The sequence below is a fragment of the Caulobacter sp. genome, from assembly GCF_039596335.1.
Classification (GTDB): Bacteria; Pseudomonadota; Alphaproteobacteria; order Caulobacterales; family Caulobacteraceae; genus Caulobacter.
The window spans coordinates 144,537-157,994 of sequence record NZ_JBCNJZ010000007.1 but is presented as its reverse complement, the minus strand read 5'-3'; the positions used below and the strand labels follow the sequence as shown (position 1 = coordinate 157,994).

10 protein-coding genes and 1 tRNA gene are annotated in these 13,458 nt (G+C 67.6%); 5 read left to right on the top strand and 6 right to left on the bottom strand.

The genetic code is table 11. The features are described from left to right. Window positions 1-605: 605 nt before the first annotated feature. The 3 genes from parE to ABDW31_RS16105 form a co-directional block, all read right to left on the bottom strand. The gene (parE, locus tag ABDW31_RS16115) at window positions 606-2,717 is read right to left on the bottom strand and encodes a DNA topoisomerase IV subunit B (RefSeq protein WP_184723882.1); all 2,112 of its coding nucleotides are present in this window, start codon (window positions 2,715-2,717) and stop codon (window positions 606-608) included. A gap of 103 nt (window positions 2,718-2,820) precedes the next feature. After that, window positions 2,821-4,173 (bottom strand): amidohydrolase family protein, encoded by a 1,353-nt coding sequence (locus tag ABDW31_RS16110; RefSeq protein WP_184719299.1) that lies wholly within the window; start codon window positions 4,171-4,173, stop codon window positions 2,821-2,823. Then, on the bottom strand, window positions 4,173-5,624 hold the full coding sequence (locus tag ABDW31_RS16105; protein WP_184719301.1) for an amidohydrolase: 1,452 nt from the start codon (window positions 5,622-5,624) through the stop codon (window positions 4,173-4,175). The genes ABDW31_RS16110 and ABDW31_RS16105 overlap by 1 nt, the downstream gene beginning before the upstream one ends. A gap of 84 nt (window positions 5,625-5,708) precedes the next feature. Between ABDW31_RS16105 and ABDW31_RS16100 the strand changes: the two genes are divergently transcribed. Together ABDW31_RS16100 and ABDW31_RS16095 are read left to right on the top strand one after the other, a co-directional pair. Further along, complete coding sequence (locus ABDW31_RS16100; protein WP_184719303.1) at window positions 5,709-6,053, top strand: Kazal-type serine protease inhibitor family protein; 345 nt, start codon at window positions 5,709-5,711, stop codon at window positions 6,051-6,053. Further along, window positions 6,050-6,391 carry a putative quinol monooxygenase gene (locus tag ABDW31_RS16095; RefSeq protein ID WP_184719304.1) on the top strand — a complete coding sequence of 114 codons (342 nt, stop codon included), beginning with the start codon at window positions 6,050-6,052 and terminating at the stop codon, window positions 6,389-6,391. Before ABDW31_RS16100 ends, ABDW31_RS16095 begins: the two co-directional genes overlap by 4 nt. Window positions 6,392-6,492: 101 nt before the next feature. Here the strand turns inward: ABDW31_RS16095 and ABDW31_RS16090 are convergent, their stop codons facing one another. The 3 genes from ABDW31_RS16090 to ABDW31_RS16080 form a co-directional block, all read right to left on the bottom strand. Beyond that, window positions 6,493-8,670: a TonB-dependent receptor gene (locus ABDW31_RS16090; protein WP_184719305.1), complete on the bottom strand. Its 2,178-nt coding sequence runs from the start codon at window positions 8,668-8,670 to the stop codon at window positions 6,493-6,495. A 302-nt stretch (window positions 8,671-8,972) separates the two neighbouring features. Next, window positions 8,973-10,382 (bottom strand): type I glutamate--ammonia ligase, encoded by a 1,410-nt coding sequence (gene glnA / locus ABDW31_RS16085; RefSeq protein ID WP_184719306.1) that lies wholly within the window; start codon window positions 10,380-10,382, stop codon window positions 8,973-8,975. Window positions 10,383-10,428: 46 nt separating this feature from the next. Continuing rightward, window positions 10,429-10,767, bottom strand: a complete 339-nt coding sequence (locus tag ABDW31_RS16080) for a P-II family nitrogen regulator (protein WP_184719307.1) — start codon at window positions 10,765-10,767, stop codon at window positions 10,429-10,431. Window positions 10,768-11,217: 450 nt separating this feature from the next. Here ABDW31_RS16080 and ABDW31_RS16075 point away from each other — a divergent pair, with 450 nt between their 5' ends. The 3 genes from ABDW31_RS16075 (at window position 11,218) to ABDW31_RS16065 (ending at window position 13,394) form a co-directional block, all read left to right on the top strand. Then, window positions 11,218-11,787, top strand: coding sequence for a histidine phosphatase family protein (locus ABDW31_RS16075; protein WP_343699099.1), 570 nt, complete (start codon window positions 11,218-11,220; stop codon window positions 11,785-11,787). A gap of 18 nt (window positions 11,788-11,805) precedes the next feature. Further along, on the top strand, window positions 11,806-13,257 hold the full coding sequence (locus tag ABDW31_RS16070) for an NAD(P)H-hydrate dehydratase (RefSeq protein WP_184719309.1): 1,452 nt from the start codon (window positions 11,806-11,808) through the stop codon (window positions 13,255-13,257). Between the two features lie 52 nt (window positions 13,258-13,309). After that, window positions 13,310-13,394, top strand: a tRNA-Leu gene (locus ABDW31_RS16065). Window positions 13,395-13,458: the final 64 nt, after the last annotated feature.

Sequence of the window (13,458 nt, the reverse complement as noted above, 5' to 3'; positions counted from 1 at the left end):
GCCCCTCCCTCTCTCTATGAGAGAGGGTTCGGGTGGAGCACGAGCGTTCGCGGGCTTGCGTCCCCGGCTTCGAAACCTGGCCTATGCTCTCTTCACCTCGTCGCAGGGAAAGGGCGCAAGGCCAGCGACCGGTTGCGGCGGCGGGGTGTGATCGAGCGAGGACAGGTTCGAGGGGGATACTCGAACGGTCCGGGGACCTGCATCGCTGCCAGGCCCGCCCGCCGTCGGCGTGGTTGAAGACCAAGGGGTGTGTCTTAGCCTGAATTGGCTCGCCTTCTTCGACCTCTGGAGCTTGCCGGAAACGGCGAGATCTAGGTCCCGGTAAGGCCTGAACAGGGCCACCTGACGGGACGCTGGCGGATAACGGTCACGCGGAGCGTTCGGGCTTCGTCGAAACGGTATTCTATTCAAACACTCCGGACGTTGTCCGGCGCTCCGTGTCCCTTTCCATCGACCCTTCAGCGGCTGGCCGCGTGAGGACGATGTCACTTGCCCCCACCTGACCGCTTCGCGGTCGTCCGCCCCCGGAGGGGGGCAGACGGAAGCGCCCGTCTTCCCCCTCCGGGGGAGGAGCGCCGCAGGCGCGGAGGGGGCAAGTGCTTGGTCTACAGATCCAGATCCGCCGCCGCGAACTCAGCGTTCTCCTGGATGAAGCGGAAGCGCAGCTCGGGTTTGCGCCCCATCAGGGTCTCGACCAGGCTTTCCACCGCCTCTTCCGAGCGCGGCAGGGTCACGCGGGCCAGGGTGCGCTTCTTGGGGTCCATGGTGGTCTCCTTCAGCTGGGAGGCCATCATCTCGCCCAGGCCCTTGAAGCGGCCGATCTCGGGCTTCTTGCCCTTGAACACCGTGGCCAGCAGCTCGTCCTTGTGGGCGTCGTCGCGGGCGTACTCGCTCTTGCCGCCGTGGGCGATGCGGTAGAGCGGCGGCAGGGCCAGATACAGGTGCCCCTGGCGGATCACGTCCGGCATGGTGCGGTAGAAGAAGGTGATCAGCAGGCTGGCGATGTGGGCGCCGTCGACGTCGGCGTCGGTCATGATGATGATGCGGTCGTATCGCAGGTCTTCCTCGCGATACTTGTTGCCGCCCTGAGCCCCCAGGGCCAGCATCAGGTCCGACAGTTCCTTGTTGGCGGTGAACTTCTCGCCGCTGGCCGAGGCCACGTTCAGGATCTTGCCGCGCAGGGGCAGGATGGCCTGGTACTTGCGGTCGCGGGCCTGCTTGGCGGAGCCGCCGGCCGAGTCGCCTTCGACGATGAAGAGTTCTGCGCCGTCGACCGCGCCGCCGGCGCAGTCGGCCAGCTTGCCGGGCAGGCGCAGCTTGCGGGTGGCGGAAGCGCGGGTGACTTCCTTGTCCTTGCGGCGCTTGAGGCGTTCCTCGGCCCGCTCGATGACGAATTCCAGCAGGGCCTGGGCGTTCTTCGGGCTGGAGGTCAGCCACAGGTCGAACGGGTCGCGCAGGGCCGCCTCGACGAAGCGCTGGGCCTCGGTCGTGGACAGCTTTTCCTTGGTCTGGCCCTGGAATTCCGGGTTCTTGATGAACACCGAGATCAGGGCGCCGGCCTGGGCGACGACGTCGTCGGCGGTGATGATCGTGCCGCGCTTCTCGCCCTTGAGTTCGGCATACGCCTTGAGGCCCCGGGTCAGGGCGGCGCGGAAGCCGCTCTCGTGGGTGCCGCCCTCGGGGGTGGGGACGGTATTACAGTACGACTGCATGAAGCCGTCGTGCTCGCCGAAGCCCTGGGGCGTCCAGCTGACGGCCCATTCGACGGCGCCGGCCTCGCCCTGGCGCTCGATGCGGCCCGAGAAGCTCTCGGGCGTGATCGTGGTCAGGCCCTTGGTCCGCTCGGCCAGGAAGTCGGCCAGGCCGTTGGGGAAGTGGAAGACGGCTTCGGGCGGGGTCTGGTCATGGATCCGCGATGGGTCGCAGGACCATTTGATCTGCACGCCGCGGAACAGATAGGCCTTGGAGCGGGCCATGCGATACAGGCGCGCCGGCTTGAAGCCGACGCCCTCGCCGAAGATCTCGTCGTCGGGCTTGAAGCGCACCATGGTGCCCTTCTTCTTCGACGGGGCGATCTGCTCGATCGGGCCCAGCGGCTTGCCGCGCGAGAAGACCTGCAGATGCTCGAAGCCGTCGCGCCAGACGGTGACCTCGACGCGCTCGGACAGGGCGTTGACGACCGAGGCGCCGACGCCGTGCAGGCCGCCGGAGGTCTCATAGGCCTTGCCCGTGAACTTACCGCCGGCGTGCAGGACGGTCATGATGACCTCCAGCGCCGACTTGCCGGGGTACTTCGGGTGCGGGTCCACGGGCATGCCGCGGCCGTCGTCCTTGACCGACAGGAAGCCGTCGGCGTCCAGCTTGACCTCGATGGTCTTGGCGAAGCCGGCCACGGCCTCGTCCATCGAGTTGTCCAGCACTTCGGCGAACAGGTGGTGCAGCGCCCGCTCGTCGGTGCCGCCGATGTACATGCCGGGGCGCTTGCGGACGGGCTCCAGCCCTTCCAGCACCTCGATGTCGGCGGCCGAGTACTCGCCCGGGGCGCTCGCCTTGGACGGCGGCGGGGGCGGGGCGGCCTTGGAGGGCGGCGGCGGCGGGATCGGACGCGGGGTCGGCTCGACATGCGGTTCGACGCCGCCCAACAGCGGGGCGGCCGGAACCGGGGCCAGGGCGTCGTCGTCGCCGAACAGGGAAGGGGTCTTATCTGAGGACATCAGGGGAAATCTAAGCGATTCGGACGCGGGGGCCTCGTATGGGCCGGGCGACTTCCACTGAAAAGGGAAATCCGCCCCCAGCGCAAGGCCGGGGGCGGGCAGGGATTCAGCGATAGGCGGCGGGATAGCCGCTCTGGTCGCCGCTGGCGTAGCGGTCGCGCAGCTGCGTCTGGCGGCTGTCCTGCGGCTGCTCGACGCCGCCGACGAAGACGTTCAGCGGCCAGCTGGTCGTTTCCAGCGGATCGCCGTTCCAGACTACGACGTCGGCGATCTTGCCCACGTCCAGCGAACCGATCTTGCTATCCTGGCCCCAGATCTTGGCCGGGATCAGGGTCACGCCGGCCAGGCCCGCCGCGTAGGGCAAACCGTTGGCGACGGCCAGGCCGGCGTTCAGCCGCTCCTGGCGCAAATTGTTGAAGTCCCGCGAGCCGTTGATCGCCACGGTCACGCCGGCGGCGTTCAACCGGGCGGCGTTGTCGAGGCGCGAGCCCAGGACCTCGAAGCTTTCCGGCAGGTCGGCCTGGGGATCGACGATGACCGGCACACCGGCCTTGGCGATCTCGGGGGCGACCATCCAGCCTTCCTCGGCGCCTTCCAGGACGATGCGGATCTTCTCGTCGGCGGCCAGTTTCAGGGCCTGGCGGATGTCGGCGGCGCGGGAGACGCGGACCAGCAGCGGCACCTTGCCCTGCACGACCGGGATGAGCGCCTGCAGGTCCAGCCGCGAGAGGCCGAAGTCGCGGGTCGCGCCCTGCTCGAAGGCGGCGCGGCGGGCGGCGAAGGCGCGAGCGTCCTCGAGCGCCGAGCGGATCAGCACCAGGCTCGCGCCGCGCGAACCGCCAGCGGCGCGGGCGCCGCTCTGGCCCAGCGAGACGGTGACGGCCAGCTTGCTGGCCTCGACGATGTCCGGCGCGCCGGCCTTCAGGCGGATGAACGCGGCCTGGCCGCCGAACAGCGGCGGATCGCCGGGTCCTTCCTTGCCGGCGGTCATCTCCTCGACCTCGCCATCGTCGGCATGGACGTGGCTGCCGGCGCCGCTGCCCGACAGGACAGGCGTGACGGCCGAGCTGGTGATGCCGCCGTCGCGGGCGAGACCGATCATCGGCGAGGCCGGGTTGACGCCGTAGGCGATGTCGAAGGCGGCAGACAGGGCGTTGCCGGTGCCGTCGTCGCGGGTCTCACGGACGCCGCCGATCTCGGAGGCGCCCAGGTTCGAGGACGGGGCGACCAGGCCGGGGGTGACGACCCCGCCCTTGGCGTCGATCACCTTGGCGCCGGCCGGGACCGGGACGCTGGCGCCGACGGCGGCGATCTTGCCGTCCTTGATGACCAGCGTGCCGGCCGTGATGGTGGCCGACGAGACGGGCTCGATGCGGGCGTTGACGATGGCGATCGTCTCGGCGGCCGCGGGGAGGGCCAGGGCGCAGGCGGCGCTGGCGAGAAGCAATGACCGGATCATCAGTTGAACGCTCCCTGGCCAGGCTGGCCGAGCTCGAAATCGGACTTGGGCTGGAAGCGCTCGTCCTTGCGGTCGTAAACGAGGGCGCCGTCGACGAAGACCTTCTCGGCCTGGGCGTAGACGCTGAACGGATCGCGGCTCCAGACCACCAGGTCGGCGGCCTTGCCGGCTTCCAGGCTGCCGGTCTTGCCGTCAATGCCCATGGACTTGGCCGGGTTGGCGGTGATCCACTTGATCGCCTCGGCCCGGCTGATGCCGTAACCCAGCTTGTTGCCGGCGGTCATGGCGATGGCGGCTTCCTGGTTCAGCCGCTGGGTCATGGTCGGGTCGTCGGAGTGGATGACGACGCAGGCGCCATTCTTCCAGAGGATGGCGGCGTTGGCGTCGATGGCGTCCAGGCTTTCCATCTTGAAGCCGGTCCAGGACGACCAGGTCGCCGAGCAGATGCCCTCGCGGGCCAGCAGCGGGGCGATCTTGTAGCTCTCCACCGCGTGGTGGAACATCGTGATCTTGTAGCCGAACTCCTTGGCGATATCGACCATCACCGCTTCCTCGTCGGCGCGGTAGCAGTGATTGTGCACCAGGATCTCGCCCTTCAGCACGCCGGCCAGGGTCTCCATCTGCAGGTCGCGCTTGGGAGCGTCGCCCTTTTCGCCCTTCTGCTGTTTGGACCGATAGTCGTCCCACTTGCGGGCGTAGTCGGCGGCGTCGATCCAGGCCTTGCGATAGCCGAACACGTTGCCCATCGCGGTGGAGGGAGAGCGGCCCTTGCCGCCGTAGACGCGCTTGGGGTTCTCGCCGCAGGCCATCTTCAGGCCGTAGGGCGCGTCAGGGAACTTCATGCCCTGCATGGTCAGGGACGGCACGTTCTTCAGCGTCACCGAGCGGCCGCCGAACAGGTTGGCCGAGCCGGGGAGGATCTGCAGGGTCGTGACGCCGCCGGCGCGGGCCCGGTTGAAGCCGGGATCCTGCGGCCAGACCGAATGCTCGGCCCAGACCTGGGCGGTGTTCGGGTCGGTGGCCTCGTTGCCGTCCGAGCGGGCCGAGACGCCGGGCGAGGGATAGACGCCCAGGTGGCTGTGGGCGTCGATGATGCCGGGGGTCAGCCACTTGCCGGTCGCATCGACCTTGGCGACGTCGGCCGGGATCGGCGTGTCGGGACCGCCGATGGCGACGATCTTGCCGCCCGACGTGATCACCACGCCGTTCTCAATCTGCTGGCCGGTGGCGGTCAGCACCGTGGCGCCGACGAAGGCGGTCGGGCGCGAGGGCAGGGGCTGATAGGTCGAGGGGAAGCCGCTTGAGGCCTGGCCGTCCAGGCCCTTGGGCAGCGGCCTGGCCTCGGCCTTTTCGGGCGGCTTGGCGGGCGCTGTCGTCCCGGTGGTGGCGCAGGCGGAAAGCCCAAGCGCCAGCAGGCTCGCGGCAGCCGCCGCGTTACGCCATCTAATCATGAAAAACCCCGACTCTCGAAGAGGCGGGAAGGACAGACGAAAAGAACCGGCTTATCAAGTCACACCCGATAACGGAGGTTGCTCATGCGCCGTCTGCTCGCCTGCCTGGCCCTGATCCTCGTGACCGCTTGCAGCGCGCCGGGACAGTCCACTCCGCCGCCGTCGGGAGGCCCGCGCACGCCGGTCGCCGAGGGCGGTATGTGCGGCGGCTTCGCCGGCTTCCAGTGCCAGTCGGGCCTGACCTGCGAGATGAAGGCCGGCCAATGCCGCACGGTCGCCGACGCCGCCGGCGTCTGCCGCAAGAAGCCGGACATGTGCCCGATGATCTACCAGCCGGTCTGCGGCTGCGACGGCAAGACCTACGGCAACGCCTGCCAAGCGGCCGGCGCCGGGGTCAGCGTCGCCGCTCAGGGCGAGTGCAAGGCATGACGATTCTCGACCGGCGCGACGTGCTGGCCGGCGGTCTCGCCGTCGTGGTGATCGCGCCAGCCGCCCAAGCTCAGGAGAAGAAACCGATGTACGGACTGATTGGTCAGATGCTGGCCGCGCCCGGCAAGCGTGACGACCTGCTGGCGATACTCGGCGAGAGCACCGGCGACATGCCCGGCTGTCTGTCCTACGTGATCGCCAAGGACCCGGCCAATGCTGACGCCCTGTGGATCACCGAGGTCTGGACCGACAAGGACGCCCATGCCGCCTCTCTGAAACTTCCAGCGGTGCAGGCCGCCATCGCCGAGGCCCGGCCGATCATCGCAGGTTTCCCATAGCACTTCGAGACCACGCCGGTCATCGGCCACGGGCTGAAGGCCTGACAAGAAAAAGGCCGCGGATCGCTCCGCGGCCTTTCCGTTTCGAAGTCCCGAAGGGCTTAGAAGCGAGCGTCGACCGAGACGCCGATGACACGCGGTTCGTTGACGAAGGCGGTCAGGTTGTTGAAGTCGATCGCGCCCTTGATGTTGTGCTCGTTGGTGATGTTGCGCGCGAACGCGGCCAGTTCCCAGCCGCCTTCCTTGTTGGCGTAACCCAGCTTCAGGCCGCCCTCGAAGTCGTTCTTCGAGTAGAACTCCTTCGACTGGTACAGGAACAGGTTGGTGTAGCCCTGGCGCTTCCAGTCGGTGAAGGCGAACAGTTCGCCAGAGGCGACCGGGTACGAGTAGCGCGCGGTGAAGTCGAAGGTGTAGCGCGGCGCGTTCGGGAACGGGTTGCCGTTGACCAGGGCCTGGCCGGCGGCGTTCAGCGGGTCGGTGACCGTGCAGGCGGCGCAGGGCGCGACGGCCAGGGTCGCGTCCTTGATCTTGGTCTGGGCGAAGCTATAGCCCGCCGTGACCACGAAGTTCGGGGTGATCACGAACTCGCTGTCCAGCTCCAGGCCGAAGGCCTCGCCCTTCTTGGCGTTGATCAGGCGGTTGGAGTTGCTGCCGCCGCCGACGGCGCTGAACTGCGGGTCGTCGACGGTGTAGGCGAACATCGCGCCGTTCAGGCGGATGCGGCGGTCCAGCAGTTCGCTCTTCAGGCCGACTTCGTACGACATGATCGTCTCGGAGCGGGCGGTCGAAGCGGGCGAGCCGAAGGCGATGTCACGGCCCTGGATCGACGGACCCCGGAAGCCCGAGGCGACCTTGCCATAGACGCTGACGTTCTCGTCCAGTTTCAGGAATGCCGAGACGTCCCACGAGAGATGATCGTCGGAGACCGAAACGGCCGGTGCGGCGTTGCCGAACATGACCTTCAGGTCCTTGTCGTCCTCGGTGTAGCGCAGGCCGCCGGTCAGGGTGAACGCTTCGGTGACCGCGTACGAGGCCTGACCGAACACGGCCCAGGCCTTGTTCTTCTGCTGCAGACGGGTGGGCGGCATGAAGAAGGGGTTGGTCTCGATGGCGTACTTCGTGTCGAAGTAGAAGCCGCCGACCTGCCAGCTCAGCGGGCCGTCGGTGTCGCTGGCCAGGCGGACTTCCTGGGTCCACTGGAACAGGTTCGGGATCGCGTCCTGGGTGTCCGACTGGAACGGGATGAAGCCCGGGCCAGCGGGGTTGCCGCCGTCAATGTCGCCGCGGCTGTAGCCGTGGGTGTTCTCATAGGCGGTGATCGAGGTCAGCTTGGCGCCGCCGAAATCGTACTGGATGTTGGCCGAGGCGCCGTAGCCCTTGTAGCGCTGGTGGTTACCGCCGCCGGCGTCGTAGGCGACCTTGTCGCGGTCGTAGTTGCTGTTCAGCTGGTTGGAGCCCTTGGTCAGCACGTTGGCGCGGAACACCGCGGCGGTGCCGTCCAGGTCACGGGCGTGGACGTTGAACAGGGCCGACAGCTTCTCGGTCGGGGTGAACAACACCTGCAGGCGACCGGCCTTTTCCTCGAAGCCGCCAAGGGCGTTCTCGGTCTTGGTGAAGGTGTTGTCGATCCAGTCGTCGCGGCGCTGCAGCAGGGCCGAGGCGCGGACCGCGACCTTACCCGGGACGATGGCGCCGCCGACGCCGCCGTCGAAGGTGAAGGTGTTGAAGCTGCCGTAAGAGGCGGCGACGCGACCCTTGAACTCTTCGCTGGGCTTGACGGTGTCGAACTTGACGATGCCGGCCGTGGTGTTGCGGCCGAACAGCGTGCCTTGCGGGCCACGCAGGACTTCGACGTGGTCGAGGTCATAGATCGGCGAGCTCTTCAGCACGACGTTCTCAAGGACGACTTCGTCCTGGATGATCGACACCGGCTGCGAGGCGGCCAGGTCGAAGTCGGCGTTGCCCAGGCCGCGGATGTAGAAGCGCGGGGCGGCGCGGCCGTTCGAGGACTCGGCGTACAGGCCCGGGGCCTTGGCCGACAGGGCCAGGATGTCGTCGCCGGCGGCGAAGGTGGCTTGCAGCTTCTCACCGCCGATGGCGGCGACCGAGACCGGGACGTCCTGCAGGTTTTCGCTGCGGCGCTGGGCGGTGATGATGATCTCGCCGACCTTGGAGTCCTGGGCGAAGGCGGCCGGCGCGGCGGCCAGGGCCGAGGCGAGTGCGGCGGCGCCGCAGGAGATCGTCAGGGCGCGACGAAGGGTGCGATGGGCATGATGCATGGAGAGAGATCCTGTCGTGATCGGTCGCCGCGTCGCCAACTCTGAACCGGGGCGTTGGCGGCGATTCCGTTAGGTTTGCGATAGGCCAAGTCTTGGCCGCCCGGATATCTCGCGCCGTCCGATTTCGCCCCGGATAGGTTGATTGCGTCACTTATGTTGCGAACTTGCGACATTTTTGCTCAGCATCTGCCCGTAAGTAATAAGTCGTTCCCAGTCTTGAGGCTGTATCGACCTGCCCGCGCAACGAAAAAGGGCCGGAGATCGCTCTCCGGCCCTTCGCATTCGTCTAAGCGCTTACGCGACTAGCACTTGTAGTACATTTCGAACTCGACCGGGTGCGGGTGCAGTTGCAGACGCATCACTTCTTCCATCTTCAGCTCGATGTAGCTGTCGATGAAGTCGTCATCCATGACGCCGCCGGCCTTCAGGAAGGCGCGGTCCTTGTCCAGGCTTTCCAGGGCTTCGCGCAGCGAGCCGCAGACTTCCGGGATCTTCTTCTGCTCGCGGGGCGGCAGGTCGTACAGGTTCTTGTCGGCCGGAGCGCCCGGGTCGATCTTGTTGATGATGCCGTCCAGGCCGGCCATCAGCAGGGCGACGAAGGTCAGGTACGGGTTGCCCATCGGGTCGGGGAAGCGGGCCTCCAGGCGCTTGGCCTTCGGGCTGTCGACGTGCGGGATGCGGATCGAGGCCGAACGGTTACGCGAGCTGTAGGCCAGCTTCACCGGGGCTTCGTAGCCGGGCACCAGGCGCTTGTACGAGTTCGTCGTCGAGTTCGAGAACGCGTTGATGGCCTTGGCGTGCTTGATGACGCCGCCGATGTACCACAGGCATTCCTGCGACAGGCCAGCGTACTTGTCACCGGCGAACAGCGGCTTGCCGTCCTGCCAAATCGACTGGTGCACGTGCATGCCCGAGCCGTTGTCGCCGAACATCGGCTTGGCCATGAAGGTGGCCGTCTTGCCGTAGGCGGCGGCGACGTTGTGGATGACGTACTTGTAGAGCTGCATCCGGTCGGCCATGACGACCATGGTGTCGAACTTCAGGCCGAGTTCGTGCTGGGCCGGGGCCACTTCGTGGTGGTGCTTTTCCGGCTTCATGCCCAGCTCGCCCATGACGGCCAACATTTCGCCGCGCAGGTCTTGAGCGCTATCGACCGGGTTGACCGGGAAGTAGCCGCCCTTGGGGCCCGGGCGGTGGCCCATATTGCCTTCCGGATAGGCCTTGCTCGAATTGACCGGCAGTTCGGTCGAGTCGAACGCGTAGCTGGTGTCGTGCGGGGCGGTCGACCAGCGCACGTCGTCGAAGATGAAGAACTCGGCTTCCGGACCGAAGTACACAGTGTCGCCCACGCCGGCCGACTTCACGTAGTTCAGCGCGGCCTTGGCGATCGAGCGCGGGTCGCGGTTGTAGGGGGTGCCGGTGTCGGGGTTCACGACGTCGCAGAACAGCGCCAGCGTGGTCTGCTGATAGAACGGGTCGATGATGGCGCTCGACAGGTCGGGACGCAGCTTCATGTCCGACTCGTTGATGGCCTTCCAGCCGGCGATCGACGAGCCGTCGAACATGGTGCCGTCGTTCAGGAAGTCGTCGTCGACCAGATCGATGTCGAACGTGACGTGCTGCATCTTGCCGTGAATGTCGGTGAAGCGCACGTCGACGTACTTGACGTCCTTTTCCTTGATCAGGTCCAGGATTTCCTTGGCGGTGCTCATTCCGTATCCCCTTGGTAGAGTTCTGTAGCGATTAGACGGTCAGGCCTTAGACGGCGGCCGGGCCGGTTTCTCCGGTTCGGATGCGGACCACTTCCGCGATCTCCGAGACGAAAATCTTGCCGTCGCCGATGCGGCCCGTGCGGGCGGCGCGGGTGATGGCGTCCAGAGCGGCGTCCAGCTGGCTGTCCTCGACGACGACCTCGACCTTGATCTTGGGGAGGAAGTCCACGACGTACTCGGCGCCGCGATACAGCTCAGTGTGGCCCTTTTGGCGGCCATAGCCCTTGGCTTCGAGCACGGTCATGCCCTGGACGCCCATCTCCTGGAGGGCCTCCTTCACCTCATCCAGCTTGAACGGCTTGATGACGGCTTCGATCTTCTTCATCGGTTCCACTCGGTCCCGTCGGCGGCGAACCGCCCATTGCTGAGGCGCACCGATCACGCCGCCTTGAGCGCCGCAAGCGAGCCGGTGCGACAAAGGTCGGCGGACGATCGACTTCCAGGCATGTGATCGAAATTTGTGCAGACTTCGCCCGAGAAATGCACATTTCCGGAATGGCGGCCAAATGGCCTTGCTGTGAGCGCTTCGACACCTAGGATCGCATCGAACGTCCGTTCGAACCGGGGCGAAACCCCGTCAGGACGCGCAGCGCGTGTTCGAAGCGGGCCGATTTCGCGAAGGGGCTTTTGTGGGAAATCAGCTTTCTCCCGGAAAATTGCTGAATCTTGCGGCGGAATGCGCAGCCTGGGTTGGCGCGTCAAAAGGGTCGGTTCTTGCCGGTCGTGAAGCTTTGGCGACAGTGAAGATGCGCAAGGCCGGTTGGGGAGCCGCCGCATGAGCCGCGTGTATGTGATCCGCCACGGGCGTCCGGCCTCGACCTGGGGCGGGGCGGACGAGGATCCGGGCCTGGACGCCGAGGGCAGGGCGCAGGCCGAAGCGGTGACGAGAGAGCTTCTGGCGCTGCCGCCGCAGGAGCGGCCGACCCGCGTGGTGTCCTCGCCGTTAAAGCGCTGCCGCGAGACGGCCCAGCCCTTCGCCGACGCCCTGGGCGTGCCGGTCGAGATCGATCCGCGCGTCGGCGAGATCCCGACCCCGGCGGCGCTGACCGCGGCAGAGCGGCCGGCTTGGTTGCGCCAGGCCTTCGATGGCCGCTGGGACGAGGTGGTCGGCGACCTGGACTATGTCGCCTGGACCCAGAGCGTCGCCGCCGCGCTGGCCGAGCACGACGGCGCAGCGGTGTTCAGCCACTTCGTGGCCCTGAACGCGGCGGTGTCGGCGGCGACCGGCGATCCCAAGGTGGCGGTGTTCCGGCCCGACCATTGCTCCCTTACGGTTTTCGAGATCGCCGGTGACCGCTTGATCCTGGCGCGCAAAGGGCGCGAAGCTCACAGTCAGGTGCTCTAGCGTCTCGGGGATAATGGCGTGCCGCGTGAAATCCTGACCGTCGCTGAGATGGCCGCCGCCGACCGGGCGGCCGTGGAGCGGGGAACGTCGACATCGGTGCTGATGGAGCGGGCCGGTGAGGCTGTGGCCCAGGCCGTGCGCGCCCGCTACGCCCACCGACCAGTCGTCATCTGGTGCGGCCCTGGCGACAATGGCGGCGACGGCTATGTCGCCGCCCGTCACCTGCGCCGGCGCGGCTGGCAGGTCGTGGTCGAGGCGGCCTATCCGCCGTCCACCGATGCCGCACGCAAGGCCGCCGCGCGCTGGAAGGGCGAGGTCCGTCCGCTGTCGTCCGAACTGTCGGTCGGCACGCTCTATATAGATGCGCTGTTCGGGGCGGGACTGTCGCGAACGCTTGAGGGGGAGGTCGCCCAGCTGGCGCGGGCCAGCGCCGAGTGGTCGCCAAGCATCGTGGCGGTCGATGTGCCGTCCGGCGTTCACGGCGACACCGGCCGCCCCCTGGGTGAGGCGGTGTTCCGCGCCGACCTGACTGTGACCTTCCATCGTCGCAAGCGCGCCCATGTTCTGGTCGAGGGCCGCAAGGCCTGTGGTGAGATCGTCGTGGCCGACATCGGCCTGACGCCCTCGGACGAGGCGACGCTGTTCGAGAACGGTCCGGCGCTTTGGGCCCGCCGCTTCCCGTGGCCGGCGCTGGACGCCCACAAGCACACGCGCGGCCGGCTCAAGGTGGTCAGCGGCGAGATGTGGAACACAGGAGCGGCGCGACTGGCGGCGCGCGGCGCCCTGCGGATCGGCGCCGGCGCGGTGACCGTGCTGTCGCCGCCGGGCGCCCTAGCGGTCAATGCAGCGCATCTCGAGGCGATCATGCTGGCGCCCTTCGGGGCGGAGGCTGATTTGGCCGTCGCCGCCGAGGAGGCCGATGCGGTGATCATTGGGCCGGCGGCCGGGGTGGGGGAGGCGACCGCGCAAAACCTGCAGGCCCTGGCCCGCACCGGCGCGGCCCTGGTCGTCGACGCCGACGCCCTGACCAGCTTTCGTCACGACCGCGAGGCGCTGTTCGCCTGCCTGGACCGCGACGACGTGCTGACGCCGCATCCGGGCGAGTTCGAACGAATCTTCCCCGGCCTACTGGTCGCCTCCACCGATCGCATCGCCGCCGCCCGGACCGCGGCTGAGCGCGCGGGGGCTGTCGTGCTGCTGAAGGGCGCCGACACCGCGATCGCGGCGCCGGACGGTCGAGCCGCGGTGTCGTTGAACGGCTCGCCCTGGCTGGCCACGGCCGGCTCCGGCGACGTACTGGCCGGCTTCATCGGCGGGCTGATCGCCCAGGGCATGGAGAGTTTCGAGGCAGCCTGCGCCGGCGCCTGGATCCACGCCGAATGTGGGGCGCGCCATGGTCCGGGCCTGATCGCCGAGGATCTGCCGGGCCTGGCGCCGGCGATCCTGGCCGAGCTGCACGCCCGGCGCTGAGCGCGACAGTGGACTTGCGCGGTCCGATGTAAGTCCGTAAGCCCCGACCCACGCGGATGTGGCGAAACTGGTAGACGCACTAGATTTAGGTTCTAGCGCCGAGAGGCGTGGAGGTTCGAGTCCTCTCATCCGCACCACTCTTCTCGCGGGCTTTCCAGGCCCGCGTGAGTTTTATCGCTGCTGCTCTTGGATGCACGCGAA